Annotated in this window: 17 protein-coding genes; 11 read left to right on the top strand and 6 right to left on the bottom strand. The window is 59.4% G+C overall.

Translation table 11 applies throughout. The annotated features are described in order from the left end of the window. Positions 1-30 precede the first annotated feature (30 nt). From HU731_RS01495 to HU731_RS01510, 4 genes are all read right to left on the bottom strand, one after another. Positions 31-3330, bottom strand: a complete 3300-nt coding sequence (locus HU731_RS01495; RefSeq protein WP_186608159.1) for a hypothetical protein — start codon at positions 3328-3330, stop codon at positions 31-33. A gap of 121 nt (positions 3331-3451) precedes the next feature. Next, positions 3452-5122 (bottom strand): ATP-binding protein, encoded by a 1671-nt coding sequence (locus HU731_RS01500; RefSeq protein WP_186608158.1) that lies wholly within the window; start codon positions 5120-5122, stop codon positions 3452-3454. Beyond that, complete coding sequence (locus tag HU731_RS01505; RefSeq protein WP_186608157.1) at positions 5122-6621, bottom strand: ATPase domain-containing protein; 1500 nt, start codon at positions 6619-6621, stop codon at positions 5122-5124. Before HU731_RS01505 ends, HU731_RS01500 begins: the two co-directional genes overlap by 1 nt. Positions 6622-6827: 206 nt before the next feature. Beyond that, positions 6828-7886, bottom strand: coding sequence for a tetratricopeptide repeat protein (locus tag HU731_RS01510; protein ID WP_186608156.1), 1059 nt, complete (start codon positions 7884-7886; stop codon positions 6828-6830). Between the two features lie 381 nt (positions 7887-8267). Between HU731_RS01510 and HU731_RS01515 the strand changes: the two genes are divergently transcribed. The 5 genes from HU731_RS01515 to HU731_RS01535 are packed head-to-tail and all read left to right on the top strand — an operon-like array spanning position 8268 to position 13825. After that, on the top strand, positions 8268-9917 hold the full coding sequence (locus HU731_RS01515; protein WP_186608155.1) for an AMP-binding protein: 1650 nt from the start codon (positions 8268-8270) through the stop codon (positions 9915-9917). Between the two features lie 21 nt (positions 9918-9938). Further along, a complete protein-coding gene (locus HU731_RS01520; protein ID WP_186608154.1) occupies positions 9939-10706 on the top strand; it encodes an SDR family NAD(P)-dependent oxidoreductase in 768 nt (255 codons plus the stop codon). A gap of 6 nt (positions 10707-10712) precedes the next feature. Next, a complete protein-coding gene (locus HU731_RS01525) occupies positions 10713-11903 on the top strand; it encodes an acetyl-CoA C-acyltransferase (RefSeq protein WP_186608153.1) in 1191 nt (396 codons plus the stop codon). A gap of 9 nt (positions 11904-11912) precedes the next feature. Continuing rightward, positions 11913-13040, top strand: coding sequence for an acyl-CoA dehydrogenase (locus HU731_RS01530; protein WP_186608152.1), 1128 nt, complete (start codon positions 11913-11915; stop codon positions 13038-13040). An 11-nt stretch (positions 13041-13051) separates the two neighbouring features. Next, complete coding sequence (locus HU731_RS01535; RefSeq protein WP_186608151.1) at positions 13052-13825, top strand: enoyl-CoA hydratase; 774 nt, start codon at positions 13052-13054, stop codon at positions 13823-13825. A 159-nt stretch (positions 13826-13984) separates the two neighbouring features. Here HU731_RS01535 and HU731_RS01540 read toward each other — a convergent pair whose 3' ends face one another. Next, entirely contained in the window at positions 13985-14257 is a 273-nt protein-coding gene (locus HU731_RS01540; protein WP_003191138.1) for a DUF1652 domain-containing protein, read from the bottom strand. 258 nt (positions 14258-14515) lie between these two features. On the opposite strand from HU731_RS01540, the gene HU731_RS01545 reads away from it, so the two are divergent. From HU731_RS01545 to HU731_RS01565, 5 genes are all read left to right on the top strand, one after another. Next, positions 14516-15325, top strand: coding sequence for a helix-turn-helix transcriptional regulator (locus HU731_RS01545; RefSeq protein WP_186608150.1), 810 nt, complete (start codon positions 14516-14518; stop codon positions 15323-15325). Between the two features lie 49 nt (positions 15326-15374). Then, positions 15375-16781, top strand: coding sequence for an NAD(P)/FAD-dependent oxidoreductase (locus HU731_RS01550; protein WP_186608149.1), 1407 nt, complete (start codon positions 15375-15377; stop codon positions 16779-16781). 26 nt (positions 16782-16807) lie between these two features. Then, complete coding sequence (locus tag HU731_RS01555) at positions 16808-17149, top strand: cupin domain-containing protein (protein ID WP_186608148.1); 342 nt, start codon at positions 16808-16810, stop codon at positions 17147-17149. 60 nt (positions 17150-17209) lie between these two features. Beyond that, on the top strand, positions 17210-18289 hold the full coding sequence (locus HU731_RS01560) for a polyamine ABC transporter substrate-binding protein (protein ID WP_186608147.1): 1080 nt from the start codon (positions 17210-17212) through the stop codon (positions 18287-18289). Positions 18290-18476: 187 nt separating this feature from the next. Continuing rightward, complete coding sequence (locus HU731_RS01565; RefSeq protein ID WP_186608146.1) at positions 18477-18944, top strand: M10 family metallopeptidase C-terminal domain-containing protein; 468 nt, start codon at positions 18477-18479, stop codon at positions 18942-18944. A 2-nt stretch (positions 18945-18946) separates the two neighbouring features. On the opposite strand, the gene HU731_RS01570 is transcribed toward HU731_RS01565, so the two are convergent. Then, positions 18947-19732, bottom strand: a complete 786-nt coding sequence (locus HU731_RS01570; RefSeq protein ID WP_003191146.1) for a helix-turn-helix transcriptional regulator — start codon at positions 19730-19732, stop codon at positions 18947-18949. A 199-nt stretch (positions 19733-19931) separates the two neighbouring features. Here HU731_RS01570 and HU731_RS01575 point away from each other — a divergent pair, with 199 nt between their 5' ends. Continuing rightward, a complete protein-coding gene (locus tag HU731_RS01575) occupies positions 19932-21296 on the top strand; it encodes an APC family permease (protein WP_186608145.1) in 1365 nt (454 codons plus the stop codon). Positions 21297-21303: the final 7 nt, after the last annotated feature.

Raw genomic sequence — 21303 nt, forward strand, 5'->3', positions numbered from 1 at the left:
AGGGCGTTTCTTTTCAGCTTGATGCCGCCTTTATGCCGAAGGCACGAAATCCTTTAAAGGCAGGCCATAGGGCTGTTTGCTGACGGGATCAAGTGCATACCATTTGCCATTTTTCTGAGTGGCCGCAATTTTAGTCGTGCTGCCCTCCATCCTGGCGCTCCCCACGATGGCGTTCTCAACGTTCCTGAATATCTTTACAGGGTCATAGTTGACTTTAAGTCGGGGTTGGCTATTTCCGGTGGGGCCGAGGCTGGCTAAGTAACTGATACCTTCCTGCGCCCCGGCCAGTAGAAGGCCCTGGGCATCTATGGGGTTGAGCGCGCCTATTGCGCCACGCAACAACTTTTTCGCGGTGCCCCCCAGCGTAGACGTGGCCGTCCTGACGCCAGTGCCCGCGGCCCGTGCGACCCCGCCGGCGCCGGCCAGGATAAAACCAAATATATCGAGCGACAAATCGATGAGGCCTTCTTGCCAATTGCCTTTGATAAAGTTGGTGATGGCGTTGTAACCCGGAATAAGACCCAACAGGAAATCTTCTAATTTTTGATAAAAAGGTACTTCACCATCGAACGTGGTAGTACCCCGTAGTTCTTCTGCGTAACTGCGGATGTTAATTTTTTTCACCATCGCATCAGCAATGTACTGCGTCTTTTCGCTGGAGAAACTGTTGGGCGCGTTGTGGGTGCTGTTATTAGACCAGGGCGAGAGGACGTTTTCATGGTAGTTGCCATCAGGGGTGATAGGAACAAGGCTCCTTGTACGAGGCACGCTATCACCTATAGCACGGACGCGGCCGGTCGTGTTGTCACGTAAGGAAGGGATGGTGGCAGGCGTTTTATCATTCAGGTCCTCACGCTTTCGAATACTATTGCTTGCGTTATCTATTTCGTAACTATGAATACGTTTATTGCCGTTCTTATCTATAATTTCGCTTTGTACAATGATGCTTGTGGGAGAGCGTTCCACGCCTACCGGATCGCTGTTGTAGCCCCGGACAACATCAAGTTCTCTAGAGACGGTAATGTTCCCATGCTCAATAATTTTTCGATCTTCAAGTGGCAGCTTTGATATCAAATACTTGACTTGCGATTGCACGGCTCGTTCAGAGGCGTCGAGATACAACCTCAGCGCACCTTCAAAATGAGAGTTCACGAAATTGTGTTGGAAATCCCGAGCGGAAATGGTGCTAAGGTCAATGTTTTTATCGCTGGATGTATAGGTATGCAAATCGACTTCCTTGTGGATTTGCGCGGTGTGGACGAATATATCCAGCAATGAGTAGGGGCCTGGAAATGACAAAACGACCGATTCCTTAGGCGTCAGCACTTTTTGTCTGATTTGCTCATCCGATAAATGCGGGTTCTGCTCTTTTATGTAGGCCATTGTCATGTCATGAAGATTAGGGGGCCTCTTCGCAAACGTATTGGAAGCCTCATTCAAGCGATCCACTTGGTCTTTGAATGCAGCACGTACCTTCGCCATATCCTCTTCTGAGTAGCTATCTGCGCTGTTCCAGTCCAGCACGCCGCTCTGCACACCCCAATCTTTCAATGCGTCGTTTTGAGCCTGCTGCTCAACCAGTTTGTCTGCCAGCGTTATCGGTGCCAGCTCATTTCGCATCATGACCTGCGCATACGTCATTTTGCTGGTTGAGCCAGGGGCCTCGGCTTCTAGGCGGGCGACGGCGGTCGTAAAACTTACCCAGGAGTGGGTGCCCTTTACCACTGCTGCGGGTATGTCCTTGACCAGAAGTTCCGGTGCCTTGCGGGACAACAGGATTTCCATGGCAAGCTCCAGGTTTTCAACTGAAGCGATTTTGTTTATGAGTAAGTGCTGAGCCAGCTCATTGTGTATCTCGGCGGAGTTCTTGCCTGAGAGGTTAACGTGGGCCAGATCGAATCCTGCAACTTTGGTCCGGCTGGAGTCTGGCGCAGTCGTGTTGACGCCAAGTGCATCCATCGACGTGTAGAGCGCCGTCAACACCCATTCGGCGATTACGTCGGGCGATGCAATTTCGCCAAATTCACGTTCGGCTGCACGTGCAAAAATTTCAGCATTGGGTGACTTGAGGATGCGGTCGATGGCACCGCTACGGTCGTTCGACACGTCGTCTCCCAGATCAAGACCGCGCGTCAGATAGTCGAGCAAGTTGCGTTCTGGCTGGTCTTCCAAAAACGTATTAGTCATGGAGATGAGTGCACGCTGATCGACATTACTCATCGGCGTTGGCCATGAAAGCGCGCCTCCTAGATCACCATACGCCGGTGTTTCAATTGGCGGGCTTGCCAATGCCTGCGCAATGCTCTTTAACTCAGTCTCATTAGTCGGAAGTGATAGGCCACTTCCTACGAGGTAGTCGCGCAGCGTCACGGCCACACCTGGTTTCAGATTGCGGTCCTTGAAGTAGGACGACGCAGGATCTATCTGGATGGGCGTATCCAGAATAGCGTTAATCCTCTGCTTAATAATTAGGTTATATTCTGCGTGGTCTTTTTCATTGGCAAATGTATTTTTGGAGTCGTGGTCTTCCAGCCCCTCAACGACACTGTCTGCAACCTTTGTTATTTCCGCAATCACAGTATTTCGGTTATTCAGATCGCCCAGCTGCGAGGCTTGGCTATCCAGATGTTCCTTGGAGGGCTTATTGAAGTTTTCAGGGAACAGGTCATCTTTATGTTCCCAGTTGTTGATGTACTGCGTGATGGCTGCCTGTTGCTCAGCAGGCGAAAGAGCGCTGTCAAAAGGCAGGGTATGACCATGAAACTGGGCGATCTCAGCGATCTTCGCACTGGTCGCGGTGGTCGCGGGGTCAACCTTTATGACGTTGCCGGAGCCTGCCAGCGTTTTCGCAGCGCTCTTGAGCAGCGGCCAACCCATAAAACTTTGAAGGTCAAGGGTTCCGGCAGTGGGATTGGCCGGTGAGAAGTCGAAAGCATTTCGGGGCTTGGCGCTTAGGGTGGTGAAACCGATGGTACCGCTGTCGACATTGATCGTGATCTCTTTTGAGAGATCGACGTCATTCGTCTTGGCCCAGTCTTTGAACGCTGGGCTTTTAAGGAGGTTATCCAACAGCGCACGCGACTGCCCGAAGGACGAATCGGGCGGGATACGTTCAACAGTGGCCTGTCGATAGTCTTGATTGCCGGCCGACAATTCTTTCAAGTCCTGGGTGTAGAACTCGAGTAACTTTCGATCCCCCCTTTGCTGAAGGCTTCCTCCACGGCCCGGAAGCTCTGTCGCGATCTCGATGTGGGCAGGTGGTGGTGGATCGGCTTTTGCCGTTTGAGGGGTATGCAAATCCGGCACGCGTGAATTGGAAATAGCAGTCATCAGAAATATTCCTAATCGATGTGGGTAACATGTTGTTCGCCCCCATGTGTGGGCGAACAACCACAACGATTCCATCTATTTCCTGCTCAACCGTAACGCCATATTACGTAGCGCGGCCGCTCTAGGCCTTGATCATCTCCCGGACTTTGGCGGTTAATAAATCGAATGTAAACGGCTTGGTGATCAGTTGCATGCCAGGGTCGAGAAACCCGCCGCGCACGGCCGCATGCTCGGCATACCCGGTAATGAACAACACCTTGAGTTCAGGGCGAATTTGCCGGCCGATTTCCGCCAATTGCCGACCATTCATACCGGGTAAACCGACATCGCTGATCATCAGGTCGATACGCCGTTCGGACTCAATGATCGACACTGCCGTGTTTGCGTCCCCTGCCTCGATAAACCCATAACCCAGCTCCTTGAGCACGGCGCTGACCAGCACCCGTACGGCAGGGTCATCTTCGACGATCAACACGGTTTCCCCTGCATTGGCAAACGGCAGCAATGTCGGGTTGAGCGGTTCCTGGGCCGTGGTTTCGCCGATAAAACGCGGCAGGAACAAGCTGACCGTCGTGCCCTTGTTGACTTCACTGTGGATGGTCACATGCCCACGCGACTGACGAGCGAAGCCGTAGATCATCGACAGCCCCAGCCCGGTGCCCTGGCCGATGGGTTTGGTGGTGAAAAACGGATCGAATACGCGGCCCATCAGGTGTTGCGGTATGCCGCAACCGTTGTCGCTGACACTCAGCTCTACGTAATCGCCCGGTGTCAGGGTGCCGTAGGCGGCGGTGAACACGCTGTCGAGGTGGCGATTGGTGGTTTCCACCCTGAGCGTGCCACCGGTGGGCATGGCGTCGCGCGCATTGATGACCAGGTTGAGCAGGGCGCTTTCGAGTTGGTTCGGGTCGGCTTCGGCCGTCCACAACACCTCGCTCAAGCGCATGTCCAGGCTGATACTTTCATTGATGCTGCGTTGCAACAATTCGCCCATGGCCGTGACCAACTGGTTGATCTGCACGGGCTTGGAATCCAGCGATTGTCGACGGGAGAACGCCAACAATCGGTGGGTAAGGCTGGCGGCGCGGTTCGCGGAGGTCACGCCCAGGTCGATCAGGCTGTCCAGATCATCCAGTTTGCCCCGCGCCACACGCCGGCGCAGCAGTTCCAGGCTCCCAATGATGCCGGTGAGCATATTGTTGAAGTCATGGGCGATACCGCCGGTCAACTGGCCGACAGCTTCCATTTTCTGCGATTGGCGCAGGGCCTCTTCGTTGTGACGCAGTTGGGCGGTGCGTTCTTCCACTTGCTGCTCGAGGGTTTCCAGGGTGCGCTGCAGCCGCAGCTCACTCTCGCTCAAGTCAATCAAGCGGTCCCGCGCCTCGTATTGGCGCCGCCGACCGCGCAGGGCGGCGCTGACCAGGCTGATCAGGGTGATGGGATGGAACGGCCGCTCCAGAAACGTGACGTTACCCAGCAAGCCGCTCAGCCGGGTCGAGCCGTTCTGCTCTTTGCCGCCATGTTGGGTCATCAGTACGATCGGCAGGTCGGACCAAGCCGGCTGCTGGTGCAACAGCTCAAGTAACGGCTCAAGGTCGATGCCACGTAGTGCCTCAGCCGCAATGATGAGCAGGCCGGCGCCATGCGTCAGCTCTTGGCACAGAGCGGCGAGGCTGTTGGCGACGATCCCGCTGTAGCCGGCTTCGTTGAGCATCATCAGCGCCAATGAGCCATCGCGGCCCATGGGCGCCAGCACGATGGCGCGCTCGGAGGCGGGAGATAGGGCCGGCACTAGCCCTCATCCTTGAGCAAAGGAGAGCCGGCGCCCATATAGGTCGGAATGCCCCGCAGCACACCCTGGAAGTTATCCAGGGGAACACCCACCGTCATGCCGCGGCTGCCGATGCGATATTCGCGAATGGTGGACTCATGGGAGCCGGTTCTTTTCTTGATGATCGAAATCGCCCGGCGAACTTTACCCAGGGCCTCGAAATAACGCAGCAGGATCACGGTGTCGGCCAGGTAGGTGATATCGACTGGCGTCTGCATGTCGCCGACCAGGCCGTGCTGGGCCACCGTCATGAAGGTGGCAGCCCCTCGGCGGTTGAGGTACAGCAGCAGCTCATGCATATGCAGGATCAGCGCGTTCTCTTCGGGCATGGCCGCCTGGTAACCGTTGATACTGTCGATGACCACGGTCTTGATACCGCGCTCATCCACGCAGCGGCGCACCCGGTGCGAAAATTCGCCAGGGGAGAGTTCGGCGGCGTCGACCTGCTCGATCAGCAGATTGCCGGTGTCTCGCAACGCCGCGAGGTCGATGCCCATGTTCTTCATGCGCTCGAACAGCAGGCCCAGCTCTTCATCGAAAATGAACAGCGCAGCTTTTTCGCCACGGGCCACGGCAGCAGCGGCGAAGATCATCGAGATCAGCGACTTGCCCGTACCGGCCGGGCCAAGAATCAAGCTGCTGGAGCCAGTCTCGATACCGCCGCCGAGCAGAGAGTCCAACTCCTCGATACCGCTGCTCAAGGTTTGACGGTTGTAACCGCCGCGATGCTCGGCCGCCACCAGGCGCGGGAATACGTGAATGCCGTCGCCCATAATGGTGAAGTCGTGAAAGCCGCCACGGTATTTCTGGCCCCGGTATTTCACCACCCGGATGCGACGACGCTCGGCACCGTAGTTGGGGGTCAGTTCCTCCAGGCGAATCACTCCGTGGGCCACGCTGTGCACGGTCTTATCCAGGGATTCGGTGGTCAGGTCGTCCAGCAGTAATACGGTGGCGTCATAGCGCACGAAGTAGTGCTTGATCGCCAGGATCTGCCGGCGATAGCGCAAGGAGCTTTGCGCCAACAGGCGGATCTCCGACAGGCTGTCGACCACCACGCGGGTTGGCTTGACCCGTTCCACCACTTCAAAGATCTGGCGGGTGGCTTCGCCCAGCTCCAGGTCGGAGGAGTACAGCAGGCTTTGCTGGTGTTCGGCGTTGAGCAGGCTTTCCGGTGGGGTCAATTCGAAGATATGAATATGGTCATCGAGGTCCCAGCCGTGGGATTTGGCGCCCTGGCGCAATTCGTGCTCGGTTTCGGACAGGGTGATATACAAGCAACGTTCGCCGTTCTGTGCGCCGGCCTGCAGGAAGTGCAGGGCCACGGTGGTTTTACCGGTGCCGGGTTCGCCCTCAAGCAAAAACACATGGCTACGCGATAGCCCGCCGGCAAGAATGTCATCAAGACCTTCGATGCCGGTGGCCGCCTTTTCACTCAACTGCTGTTTGGATGTACTCAAGAAGTACCCTCAGGTCACGTACAAGTAGAGGGGCACGCCCGCTAGGACGCGCCATATTCACTTGACCGTAGCGGCACGTAGCGGTTCAACGTTTTGGATCAATTGCAGCCTTATAGGAGCGAGCTTGCTCGCGAAGACCCGGAGGGCGCCGCTGTGAACCAGGCAGCCCGCGTTATCGTTAACGATCTTCGCGAGCAAGCTCGCTCCTACAGGCCCTGCTGTAACGCCGGATCATCCGGGTTCTGTTGCTCCAGTTGGGCGAGCAGCACCTGGACATTCTGCAACTGCCCGGTCTCTTTCCAGTAGTTGACCAACAACACGCGGGCTTTGCGGTTGGCAGGATGCCGCTGGACGATTTCTTCCAATTGACGCTGGGCCGCCTCTACTTCGTCCTGGTCGTGCAGGGTCGTGGCCAGGTCGTAGCGATAATCCGGGTTGTCCGGCGCAAGCTCCACCGCCTTGGACAGGCCGAGCAGGGCGTAGGGGCGTTCACCATGGTGCAGCAGCCACATGCCCAAGGCATGTTGCAGGTAGGCCGACTCAGGGTGTGCAGCCAGTTGCCGGGCCAGCAGTTGGCGCGACTCGTCGGTCTTGCCTTGCTTGTCCAGCAGTTCGATTTGCGACACCACCGCTTGCAGGTTGTCCGGCTGCAAACGCATTGCTTGCTCCAGGGCGTTTTGTGCCTCAGGCAGCAGGGCGCTGTGGATGTACAGGCGCGCCAGTTGAATCCAGCCTTCGGCGGTTTCTGGCTGCGCCTTGAGGGTTTTTACAAATTCGTCGAGCACCTGCTGCAGCGGGCCAAAGTATAAACCCAGGGTGTCCGGCGACAAGCCGAGCAAGGCATTGGCGGCGGCAAAGCGCACCGACTGTTCGGGATCATCCAGCACCGGGCCGAGCAGCAAGGTGCGTTGGCCGGTGGGCACCAGCCCGACGATGCTGTGAATCGCGGCCTCGCGCACCAGCGCTGATTCATTGGCCAGGTCTTTATCAGCCAGCTTCAGCGCCTGGGGGCTGGGGTAATTGGGCAGTTCAGCATGCAAAGCGGCGCGGCGCTCGGGCGACAGGTCCGGCCGGCCCAACTGTTGGTACAACACTCGTGCGGCGCCGGGCTCGCCGTTATGCGCCTGCTTCAAGGCCTTGGAATAGCCATGGGCGATGGCCGGGGGCACGGCCACCGCCGGGGTGCGGGAGAAAAACCAGGTGATCAGTACGATCAGCAACAGGGCGCACAGGCCGATGATGGAGTAACGGCGTGACTTTGACATGCAGGCGTCCGAAAGCTTGGGCAGCTAAAAGTGGACAGCTTCGGTCAGCGCACGGCGAGTGTCAAACCGGTGGTTCAGTGCCACAGGGATTTACGCCTGGCGCTGATTCTGTGGGCGATACATAACCCCTGTGGGAGCTGGCTTGCCTGCGAAAGCGGTGGTGCAGTGACAGCTGTGTCGACTGACACACCGCCTTCGCGAGCAAGCCCGCTCCCACAGAAAGGCGAAAAAGCCCCCCGCGTTTCACTACGGACTGGCCAAACCAGTCAGCCAAGTTGAAAGCTTTGACCATTGCCGCTGCGCCGCTCTGGAGCGACTATTTCAGCGCTTTTATCGAGTTGAAAACGTCCTGAAAATAAAAACACAGAAGGATAGGAAGCGATGCGTGAGTATTTGGCTGCCACCACCGAGTTTGATTACCAGCACACCGTCGACGCCGCACTGGCCGGTAACCTGCAAGCGCTCAACGCCTGTGTGGAATGCTGTGACCGTCACGCGCTACCAGGGCGCATCGCGTTGTTCTGGGAGGGCAAGGACGGGCGTAGCGCCACCTCGACCTTTACCGAGCTGCAGGAGCAGGCCGCACGTTTCGCCAACTTCCTGCTCGCCCACGGCGTCAAGCGCGGTGACAAGGTGGCGGGCCTGTTGCCCCGCACCGCCGAATTGCTGGTGGTGGTGCTGGCGACCTGGCGCATCGGCGCGGTCTATCAGCCACTGTTTACCGCGTTCGGCCCCAAGGCGATTGAACACCGCTTGAACAGTTCCGGCGCAGCGCTGGTAGTCACCGATGCAGTGAACCGCCCCAAATTGGCTGAAGTCGCCGACTGCCCGACCATTGTCACCGTCGCGGGGGCCAAGGGCGAAGGCATCGTGCGTGGTGATTACAGCTTTTGGGCTGAACTGCCCAATTACTCTTCTCACTGCGAGCCGGTGCTGCTGGGCGCAGAGGACCCGTTCCTGCTGATGTTCACCTCCGGCACCACCGGCCCGTCCAAGGCGCTGTCGGTGCCGCTCAAGGCCATCGTCGCGTTCCAGGGCTACATGCGCGACGCCGTGGACTTGCGCCCCGAAGACGCGTTCTGGAACGTCGCTGACCCGGGCTGGGCCTATGGCATCTATTTCGGCGTGACCGGGCCGTTGTCCATGGGCCACCCGATCACCTTCTACGATGGCCCGTTCACCCTGGAAAGCACCTGCCGGGTGATCAATAAATACGCGATCACCAACCTCACCGGTTCGCCCACGGCGTATCGGCTGTTGATTGCCGGTGGCGAACAGTTCGCGCGTTCGATCAAGGGTAAGTTGCGTATCGTCAGCAGCGCCGGCGAGCCGTTGAACCCGGAGGTGATCCGCTGGTTCGCTGACAACCTGGGCGTGACCATCCACGACCATTACGGCCAGACCGAGCTGGGCATGGTGCTGTGCAACCACCATGGCCTGGCGCATCCGGTGCATGTGGGCGCGGCGGGCTTTGCCTCGCCGGGGCATCGCATCGTGGTGCTGGATGACAACCATCAGGAGCTGGCGGCCGGTCAACCCGGCATCTTGGCCATCGACCGCGAGCAATCGCCGATGTGCTGGTTTGCCGGTTACGACGGCGTGAAGACCAAGACGTTCGTCGGCAAGTACTACCTCAGCGGCGACACCGTGGAGCTGAACCCGGACGGCAGCATCAGCTTTGTCGGGCGCAGCGACGACGTGATCACCACGTCCGGCTATCGCGTGGGCCCCTTCGATGTAGAAAGCGCGCTGGTCGAGCACCCGGCAGTGGTCGAGGCTGCCGTGGTCGGCAAGCCTTGCCCGGAGCGCACCGAGCTGGTCAAAGCCTTTGTGGTGATCAGTGAACAATACCGTGCCACCCCGGAGCTGGCTGAAGAGCTACGCCTGCATGTGCGCCAGCGCCTGGCCGCGCATGCGTACCCACGGGAAATCGAATTTGTCAGTGACTTGCCCAAGACCCCGAGCGGCAAGTTGCAACGCTTTATTTTGCGCAATCAGGAAATAGCCAAGGCCCAGGCGGCCGTGGCGTGATCTCTTTAAAAGGAAACAACAATGCAGATTGAAAACAAGGTATTCCTGGTCAGCGGCGGCGCGTCGGGCCTCGGCGCGGCCACCGCTGAGATGCTGATTGCCGCAGGTGCCAAGGTGATGCTGGTGGACTTGAACGCCGACGCCGTGGCCGCCAAGGCCGAGCAACTGGGCGACAACGCCCGCTGCGCCGTAGCGGACATCAGCCAGGAAGCCGCTGCAGAAGCGGCCGTGAAGGCCGCGGTCGAAGCCTTTGGTGGCTTGCATGGCCTGGTCAACTGCGCGGGTGTGGTGCGCGGCGAGAAGATCCTCGGCAAGAACGGCCCGCACGGCCTGGCAAGCTTTGCCCAGGTGATCAACGTCAACCTGATCGGCAGCTTCAACCTGCTGCGCCTGGCCGCAGCGGCGATCGCTGAGACCGAGGCGAATGCCGACGGCGAGCGCGGCGTGATCATCAATACCGCCTCGGTGGCGGCCTTCGATGGGCAGATCGGCCAGGCTGCGTATGCCGCCTCCAAGGGCGCGATTGCCAGCCTCACCTTGCCTGCCGCACGGGAACTGGCGCGCTTTGGTATCCGCGTGATGACCATCGCACCGGGCATTTTCGAAACCCCGATGATGGCCGGCATGACCCCCGAGGTTCGTGAGTCCCTGGCTGCCGGCGTGCCGTTCCCGCCACGCCTGGGCAAACCCGCCGAATATGCCGCGCTGGTACGCCACATCATTGAAAACAGCATGCTCAATGGCGAGGTGATCCGTCTCGACGGTGCCTTGCGCATGGCTGCCAAATAAGGAGCAATGGCTATGAACGACCCTATTGTGATTGTCAGCGCCGTGCGCACGCCCATGGGCGGGTTCCAGGGCGACCTTAAAAGCCTGACCGCGCCGCAACTGGGCGCTGCCGCCATTCGTGCGGCGGTCGAGCGTGCCGGTATCGCCACCGATGCGGTGGACGAAGTGCTGTTTGGCTGTGTACTGCCCGCCGGGCTTGGGCAAGCGCCTGCTCGCCAGGCTGCCCTGGGAGCCGGGTTGGACAAGGGCACGCGCTGCACCACCCTCAACAAAATGTGCGGTTCCGGCATGGAAGCGACGATTCTGGCCCACGATTCGCTGCGCGCTGGCAGCGTCGATGTGGTGATCGCCGGCGGCATGGAAAGCATGTCCAACGCCCCATACCTGCTGGACCGCGCGCGCAGCGGTTACCGCATGGGCCACGGCAAGGTGCTTGACCATATGTTCCTCGATGGCCTTGAAGATGCCTACGACAAGGGCCGCCTGATGGGCACCTTTGCCGAGGACTGCGCCGAACACAACGGTTTTACCCGTGAAGCCCAGGACGCGTTCGCCATCGCCTCCCTGACCCGTGCACAAGAGGCCATCACCCACGGCAGCTTTGCCAGCGAAATCGTCCCGGTGCAGGTCACCGTGGGCAAGGAACAAAAAACCATCCTGCACGATGAGCAACCACCGAAAGCCAGGCTGGACAAGATTGCCAGCTTGAAACCGGCGTTCCGTGACGGCGGCACGGTGACAGCGGCCAACTCCAGCTCGATTTCCGATGGCGCCGCGGCGTTGTTGCTGATGCGTGAGTCCGAGGCGCTCAAGCGTGGCCTCAAGCCCTTGGCGGCGATCCATGGGCACGCCGCGTTTGCCGATGAACCTGGGCTGTTTCCGGTGGCGCCGGTGGGCGCGATCCGTAAGCTGATGAGCAAGACCGGCTGGAGCCTCGACGAAGTGGACCTGTTCGAAATCAACGAGGCCTTCGCCGTGGTCAGCCTGGTGACCATGAGCAAGCTGGAGATTCCCCACGACAAGGTCAACGTGCATGGCGGCGCCTGTGCATTGGGCCATCCCATTGGTGCCTCCGGCGCACGCATCCTGGTGACATTGCTCGCGGCCCTGCGCCAGAAGGGGCTCAAGCGTGGTGTCGCCGCCATCTGCATTGGCGGCGGTGAAGCCACGGCGATGGCCGTTGAATGCCTGTATTGAGGATGACCCATGTTGCCCAATGACGAACAACTGCAAATCAGCGACGCCGCCCGGCAATTTGCCCAGGAACGCTTGAAACCCTTCGCCGCCGAGTGGGACCGCGAGCATCGCTTTCCCAAGGAGGCCATCGCGGAAATGGCCGAACTGGGCTTTTTCGGCATGCTGGTGCCAGAACAGTGGGGCGGTTGTGACACCGGCTACCTGGCCTACGCCATGGCCCTGGAAGAAATCGCCGCGGGCGACGGCGCCTGCTCCACGATCATGAGCGTGCACAACTCGGTGGGTTGCGTGCCGATCCTCAAGTTTGGCAATGATCAGCAGAAAGAGCAGTTCCTCACACCCTTGGCCAGCGGCGCTATGCTCGGCGCCTTCGCGCTGACCGAACCCCAGGCCGGCTCCGATGCCAGCAGCCTGAAAACCCGGGCACGCCTGGAAGGCGACCACTATGTACTCAACGGCTGCAAACAGTTCATCACCTCCGGGCAAAACGCCGGGGTCGTGATTGTGTTTGCGGTCACCGACCCCGCCGCGGGCAAGCGCGGAATCAGCGCGTTTATCGTGCCCACCGATTCGCCGGGCTACACCGTGGCGCGGGTGGAAGACAAGCTGGGGCAACATGCCTCGGACACTTGCCAGATCCTCTTTGAAGACGTGAAAGTGCCGGTGGCCAACCGCCTGGGCGAGGAGGGCGAAGGTTATAAAATTGCCCTGGCCAACCTGGAAGGCGGCCGCGTGGGCATCGCGTCCCAGTCGGTGGGCATGGCCCGCGCCGCCTTCGAAGCGGCGCGCGACTATGCCCGTGAACGTGAAAGCTTTGGCAAACCGTTGATCGAACACCAAGCGGTCGCCTTTCGCCTGGCCGACATGGCCACCCAGATCGCCGTCGCCCGGCAGATGGTGCATTACGCCGCCGCCCTGCGTGACAGCGGCAAGCCGGCGCTGGTGGAGGCGTCCATGGCCAAGCTGTTTGCCTCGGAAATGGCCGAGAAAGTCTGCTCGGCCGCCTTGCAAACCTTGGGCGGTTACGGTTACCTGAACGACTTCCCCCTGGAGCGGATCTACCGCGATGTGCGGGTCTGCCAGATTTACGAAGGCACCAGCGATATCCAACGCATGGTCATCTCACGCAATCTTTAAGGAGCCGATACATGAGTTACGAAACCATCCTGCTTGACGTCCAAGGCCGCGTCGGGCTGATCACCCTTAACCGCCCCGATGCGCTGAACGCCTTGAATGCGCAACTGGTCAGCGAGCTGAACCAGGCGCTGGATAGCCTGGAAGCCAACCCTGAAATTGGCTGCATCGTGCTGACCGGCTCGAAAAAAGCCTTCGCGGCCGGTGCCGACATCAAGGAAATGGCCGAGCTGACCTACCCGCAGATCTACATGGACGACCTGTTCAGCGACAGTGACCGCGTGGCCAACCGCCGCAAGCCGATCATTGCCGCCGTGAATGGTTTCGCCTTGGGCGGCGGCTGTGAACTGGCCTTGATGTGCGACTTTATCCTTGCCGGCGACACCGCCAAGTTTGGCCAGCCGGAAATCAACCTGGGCGTGCTGCCAGGCATGGGCGGCACCCAGCGCCTGACCCGTGCAGTGGGCAAGGCCAAGGCCATGGAAATGTGCCTGACCGGGCGCTTTATCGACGCGGTAGAAGCAGAACGTTGTGGGATTGTGGCGCGTATCGTGCCCGCCGATGAGCTGCTCGAAGAGGCGCTAAAAGTGGCTACCCTGATCGCCGGTAAATCCGTGCCGATCAGCATGATGGTCAAGGAAAGTGTGAACCGCTCGTTTGAAGTGAGCCTGTCTGAAGGCGTGCGCTTTGAGCGCCGGGTGTTCCATGCGGCGTTCGCCACCCAGGACCAGAAGGAAGGCATGGCCGCGTTTGTGGCCAAGCGGGCGCCGCAATTCAAGGATAAGTAACACCGAATGTGTGTGGCTTGCCTACGGCGGCCACACAACTACAGGACGACGCGGGACCTGTGGTGACTGAGCTTGAGCCGCCCCACCGTCCAAGTGTGGGAGCGGGTTTGCTCGCGAAGGCGGCCTTACAGCCGCCACAGCTATACAGGTTGTTTCGCCTCACGCCCGCAACGACAACGGCGGCACAAAACTCTCCAGTTCATCCTCCACGGCCTCGATGATGCGCTCCACATCAGCCGCGTTCATCACCGTGGCGCACGGAATTCCCGCGATGGCGATCAATGTCTCGCCGCTGGCCCGGTCGAACAGGCGGGCGATCATGCTGCCGGGGGCGTCCATGCTGCCCTCGAAGCCCATCGGATGAAAATGCCAGCGCATCAGCTGGCAGGCGTTAGGGAATGTCACTTTGTTCATGTTGCCCACCTTGTTCATTGAGCGCTTCCTTTAGCTCGCGGCAGGGGCCAGGACCTTCACTGGTCATGACAGCTAAGGACTTAAAAATAGCATTCGTTCGCAACGCCAAGGTGACTTTTTGGCGGCCGTTCGGCGGTTGTTTCGCCTAATTTTGATATGGATCATGTCCTACAGAGGAATAGGCAAAAGGCCATTAGTCAGAAGCACGATCTGACCCTTGAAGGGCCGGGTAAACTTCGGCACTCTCAAGCATTTTCCCCCGCCGTAGAGCCCGATATGCCCGACATCGCTCCAGACGATGAGTGCCACAACTCCCACGCTACTGGCGCGCTGGTGCTGCGCCATCACCTGTGCTGGCGCCATCGCGATCTGGACGGGGTGATGGCCTACTATCACCCTGAGATCCAGTACCACGATTTCTTCCAGAACCGTGTGGTGGGCTATGCCCAGTTGCGCGAGTACTTGCAGGCCAGCATGCCCCGTGAGGCAGACGAGGCGATTGAACACACTGATCGCATCCGTGCCGATGGCGATACGGCGTTTATCCAGTACCGCATTACCTTGCGTGGCGGTCAGGGCCTGGTGTCGTTTCGCACCAGTGAGGCCATTACGGTGCGCGACGGGTTGATCTGGCGGGTGAATGAATATGCGTCCCTGGTGCATGAGCAACCGGCCCAGGCACTGCGCCCTACGGTCAGCCGCCTGGGCCTGTCGCCCCAGCAATTGGGTTATATGGCCAATGACCTGCAGCAGTATTTCGAGCGTCAACAGCCCTATCTGGACCCGGAGCTGGACCTGCAGCGGGTCGCCAAGGCCTGTGGCTACAGTCGCAATCAGATGTCCTACCTGCTGAACCAGGTGCTGGGGCAAAGCTTCTATCGCTACGTCAACCAGGCGCGACTCCAGCATGTGCTGGCCGCACTGGACAACGCCGCAGCGCCGGTCAAAGTCGATGAGTTGGCCTTTGCCGCCGGGTTCAATTCACTCTCGGCGTTCTACAGCGCTTTTCGCCAGCACACCGGGCAATCGCCCAAGGCGTACCTCAAACAAATTTCTGTGCGTGCACGCGCGCAAGACAGCCCCTGACGCTGCACTCTAGGATCGGCCCTATCGAACCGAGGTAGGGGAACCTGGCATGCCGGCATGGCGCAGTATCAGTTTATGGATGGACCAGTTGGACGACCCGCTGGCCGCGCGCCCGTCGCTGGAGCACGACCTGGACGTCAATGTGGCGATTATCGGCGCCGGCTACACTGGCCTTTGGACCGCCTATTACCTGAAGCGTCAGGCCCCCGAGCTGAAAATCGCCATCATCGAGGCACAAACAGCCGGTTTCGGCGCATCCGGTCGCAATGGTGGCTGGTTGATGGGCAACCTCTTGGGGGAAGACCGCCTGCTGGCTGAGCTTGCCCCTCAGCAGCGACGCGCTTCGTTTGACCTGCTGCACGGTATTCCCGATGAAGTGGCCCAGGTGCTGGCCCGTGAAGGCATTGACTGCGACTACCGCAAAGGCGGCGCCTTGTATTGCGCCGCACGCTACCCCGAGCAAGAAGTCAGCCTGCGCCGCTATCTGGACAAGCTGTACGCCCAAGGCCTGACCGAAGACGATTACCGCTGGCTCAGCCCGCAGCAGTTGGCCGAGCAGGTCCGCATTGCCAAGCCCTATGGCGGCATCTATGCCCCCCACGTCGCGACGATCAACCCGGCGAAACTGGTGCGTGGCCTGGCGCGCGCCGTTGAGAACCTGGGTGTAGCCATCTACGAGAACAGCCCCGTCACCCATTGGCAGTCCGGCAGCCTGCGCACCGCCAAGGCCAGCGTACGCGCTGCCTGGGTGGTACCTGCTGTCGAGGGTTACGCCAATACCTTGCCGCCGTTGGGCCGCTACCAGTTACCGGTGCAGAGTTTGATCGTCGCCACCGAACCGCTGCCAGCCAGCACCTGGGCAGACATCGGGCTCAGCCAGGGCCAGGCTTTTGGCGAGAGCAGCCGACAAGTCACCTACGGCCAGCGGACGGCCGACAATCGCCTGGTGTTCGGCGCCCGTGGCGGCTATCAATTTGCCGGAAAGTTGCGACACAACTTCGACCTGACGGACAGCGAAGTGGAGTTGCGTCGCTACCTGTTTGGCGAACTGTTCCCGCAGTTGAAGAAGGCCAGGATCACCCACTCCTGGGGCGGCAACCTCGGCATGTCGCGCCGTTTTCGTCCGCACATGCTCTGTGACCCTGCCACTGGCATCGCACTGTCCGGCGGTTATGGCGGGGAGGGCGTGGGCGCCACCAACCTCGGCGGCCGCACCCTGGCCGACCTGATCCTGGGCCGTGACACTTTGCTGACCCAACAACCTTGGGTGATTCGCGAAGGCGGCCTCCAGGCGCTCAAGGCCTGGGAGCCCGAGCCGTGCCGCTGGCTGGGTTACAACGCGATCATTCGCAGCTTTGTCCATGAAGACCAGGTCTTGGCCAACCCCAATACCCCACCCTGGCGCCGCAAGCTGGCAACCGGCATTGCCGGTTTCATGGAAGGCTTCATGCACTGACTCGTTCCACCCACAGGGGAAAACCCATGAGCATCACCCAATTCAAAGACACGCTGAACACCCCTCTGCCGGACTCATCACCGGTAGCGGCGCCCATCGGCGAGCCCATCGCCGTGGCCTCCACGCTGAGCGTGGAGCGCAACGATGGCGTGGAGACCGGCATTTGGGCGTGTACGCCGGGGCGCTGGCGTCGGCAGATCACGTCCCAGGAGTTCTGCCATTTCATCCAAGGGCGCTGCACCTTCACGCCTGACGACGGAGAAACCCTGCACATACAAGCCGGTGACGCACTGATGTTGCCAGCCAATAGCACCGGTATCTGGGATATCCAGGAAACCGTGCGCAAGACCTACGTCCTGATTCTGTAACGCTTTGATCCTTGATCGCCTGCCATAAAAACAGCCCTAAAACCGCCAGGAAATCGAACCATGAAAGCCATTGCCCTGTTGCCCTTGATGTTGGTGGCCTCTATCAGCCAGGCCGCCGAAACCGTGAAGATCTATAACTGGTCGGACTACATTGCACCGGATACCACCAAGAACTTCCAGAAAGACACCGGCATCGGTTTTACCCTTGACGTGTACGACAGCAACGAGACCCTCGACGGCAAGCTGATGACCGGTAAATCGGGCTACGACGTGGTGTTCCCCTCCAACCATTTCATGGCGCGGCAGATCCAGGGTGGGGCCCTTAAAAAGCTCGACAAGAGCCAGTTACCCAACTGGAAAAACCTCAACCCGGTGTTGCTCAAGGCCCTGGAAAACAACGACCCTGGCAATGCCCACGGTTTCCCGTACCTGTGGGGCAGCACTGGCATTGGCTACAACATCGACAAGGTCAAGGCGGTACTCGGCGACAACGCGCCGGTGGATTCCTGGGACTTGATCTTCAAACCGGAAAACATGGCCAAGCTGCAAAAATGCGGGGTCGCCATCCTCGACAACGGCCCGGAACTGCTGCCGGCCGCGCTGAATTACCTGGGCTTGCCGCACCACAGCAAAAAAGCCGAGGACTACAAAAAGGCCGAAGCCCTGCTGATGAAAGTGCGCCCTTATGTGGCCTATTTCCATTCCTCGAAATACACCGCTGACCTGGCCAATGGCGATATCTGTGTCGCCGTCGGTTTCTCCGGCGACATCCTGCAGGCCGAAAGCCGTGCCAAGGAAGCCAAGAACGGCGTGAATATCGGTTACAACATTCCCAAGGAAGGCGCGGCGATCTGGTTCGACATGGTCGCCATGCCCGTCGACGCACCGAATGAAAAAGCCGGCTATGCGTTCATGAACTACCTGCTGCGCCCCGACGTGATGGCGAGTATCACCAACTACGTGCACTACGCTAACGGCAACGCGGCGGCCGACAGCCTGGTAGACCCGGCGATCAAGGCCGATACCAAGGTGTATCCAAGCGCGCAAATGATGGGCAAGTTGTTTGCGCTGCAAGCCATGCCGTTGAACATCGACCGGGTGCGCACTCGGGTTTGGAACACCATTCGCACGGGGCGTTGATTAATACGAAAGCAGCGTTATCGGGAAGGCCGATAAGTCATCGGAATTGGGTTGGATAAATAATCACGTCATAGTTAAGACATTTGATGTCAATTATTTAAAGTGGAAAGTGTTGTTGCCTGCGTGAGAGATTTCGATCCGCAGCGCGCAACACTTTCATACACTCATTACCTGACAGGTGACTTATATGTCTTCCATACAAACCCTTCCCACCGGCGGTACATGGACCCATCCGGAAAACAGCCCGCCCACCTTGCGCGGCACAGACCAGCGTGAGCGCCTCGAAGCCAAGCGCGGCGAGCCCTCCGTCATCATCGGCGGCGGCGGTGCCGACCAGTTGGTGGGGCGCCAAGGTGAGAATACATTCAAATATGAAAAAAGCACCGACTCCCTTAGCGATGACCCCGACACGATCTTGAACTTCAACCCCAAGGAGGATGAAATCGATGTATCCGGGGTATTAAAAGACCACGACATCTCAGCTGTTAATATTCAGCCAGGCCCGCCCGTGGACGTGGGGGATGTGCAACTGACCCATGAGTTTGGCGTGAGCACTTTGAATATCAAGGTCACCCCTGAAGGGCCGAACTTTTCCGTACGTGTTGATGGCGTAAATTTATTGCCGCAGCATATTAATTTCTTTCATTCGGATTAAGCCTATGGATTCTCCAGGTCATGGCCCAACGACTGAATGAACAGGGAAAACAACTCAGGCTGCGACGAGATGTCCAGCTTGGCGTACAAATGCCGGCGGTGCACTTTTACGGTGTCCGGCGAGATCTTCAGGCGTTCGGCCATGGCCTTGGAGGAGAACCCACGCAACACCAGCCGGGCGATTTCCAGCTCGCGGTCCGACAGCACACCGCTGCCGAAATGACTCAGCGCATCGCGAATCTGGCTGTCCATGGCCGGTGCCCGCTGGGTGCTTTGCTGCCAATGCTGCTGCATGAGCGGCAACACCCAGGCCGACAGCGTGGTCAACAGCCCGGTTTCCTCAAAGCTGAAGCGCCGCTGCATGCCCAGTGACAGCGACAGTGTGCCGGCGCCAGGCAATTGCAGGATCAATTGCACCTCGTCTTCCAGCACGTTGTCGTGGAAATAATTGAGGAAGTACTCACTCTGGCGAAAATGGTCCGGCGCCACTTCCTCCAAGCGGTATACGCCGCTGGCATAGTGCTCGCGGCAGGCCTGGTAAAACGGGTCGAGCAGGTACAGGCCGTTGAGGTACACCAGCATCGACGCCGGCTTGCTGCTGGGTTGGGCGTCGTACTCTTCCAGGGCCTGGGGTGGGCCATCCAGCGGGTAGAAAATCGCCAGGGCATTATCGAAGGGCAGGCATTGGTGCAACAACAGCACCAGTTGCTTCCAGAACCGCTCGGTGCCGATCTGAGACAAGGTGCGGCCCAACCCCGCATGCATACCCACTTCCCGGAACAGGCTCATCCAACCATCCCCACCCTAAAATGATCGGCCAAGGGTTAGGCTTCTGGCGAGCACCGTCAAGGGGAGTACGCCAATAGGGGAATTGGCCGACAGGCCCGTCAGCCGATAACGTCGCCACTACTCAACGGGAAGCATATCCCGAGCAAATATCATTTTTCGTTTCTGCCTCACACCAAAAACAACGACAGAGGATAACGATATGAGTGCTACCCCCGCGCCCGATGGCGTGCTCAAGCCCACCCTGAGCGTCTTTGATGTCGTGGCCATTACCGTTTCAGCGGTAACGCCGGCCAGTTCCGTCTTTGTAATCGCCCCGTTTGCCATCCAGCAGGCGGGCAGTGGCGTGTTCCTGGCGTTCGTGATGGCGGCGTTACTCGCGTTGATGTTCGCCTTCTGTTACGCCGAACTCGGCCGCGCCCATAACAGCGCCGGTGGCGAGTACGTGTATGCCAAGCGCGTGTTTGGTGGCATGGCCGGTTACGCCACCTTCCTGACGGTGCTGGTGATGTTGCTGTTTATCCCCCCGGTGTTGGCCACCGGGGCGGCGACTTATCTGAATAACGCACTGGGCACGAAGTTCGACGCGCAAACGGTCGCCCTGGTGATCGTGGTGTGCAGCTACGCCCTGGGCATCCTCAATATCAAGCTCAACGCCTGGATCACCGGCACGTGCCTGCTATTGGAAGTGGCGGCGTTGCTGGTAATTGTGGTGATCGGCTTCGGTAACCCGGTGCAGCCGGCCAGTGTGTTGTTGCAGCCGCAGATCGTCGAAAACGGCGTGTTGCACCTGGCGCCCTGGGCCTTGGTGATCGGCGCCGTCGGCATCGGCCTGTTCTCGTTCAACGGCTACGGCCCAGCGGTGTTGCTGGCCGAAGACATGAAATGCGGCGGCAAGGGCGTGCACAAGGCGGTGCTCTGGTCGTTGGGGTTGGTGGTGGTGATCGAGTTGGTGCCGATCACCGCGCTGTTGATTGGCGCGCCGTCCCTGAGCGAGATGATCAGCAGCCCCGACCCGATCGGCTACCTGTTGACCAGCCATGGCAACGAAACCCTGTCGCGGTTGGTGAGCGCCGGGATTTTCCTGTCGGTGTTCAACGCGATCGTCGCCATCGTGATCCAGATTGGCCGGGTGGTGTTCAGCAGCGGCCGCGATGCGCTGTGGACGCCTGGCATCAACAAGCTGTTCACACGTATCCATCCGCGCTGGGACTCACCGTGGCTGGCGACGCTGTTCCTGGCGATACCCTCGGCGCTGTTGAGCTTCAGCTCCAACCTGGCCGACCTGACCTCGTTCAGTGTATTGCTGATCATGCTGGTGTACCTGGTGGTGGCGCTGAGCGCGCTGATGAGCCGGGTGCTGCTGCGTGATCGCGAGCATCCTTATCGCATGCCGTTATGGCCTCTGCCGGCCATGCTGGCGGTGCTCGGTGCCGGTTACCTGCTGGTCACCTTGATCCTGGAGGCGTCGGTACGCGACATCATGATCATCCTCGGCTTGCTGGCCCTGTCGGTGATTTTGTATTGCATCAGTGGCCGGTTGAGTCCGGCGTTTCAGAAATTGTAAGGAGTGG

The sequence above is a fragment of the Pseudomonas salmasensis genome (genome assembly GCF_014268375.2).
Taxonomy (GTDB): domain Bacteria; phylum Pseudomonadota; class Gammaproteobacteria; order Pseudomonadales; family Pseudomonadaceae; genus Aquipseudomonas; species Aquipseudomonas salmasensis.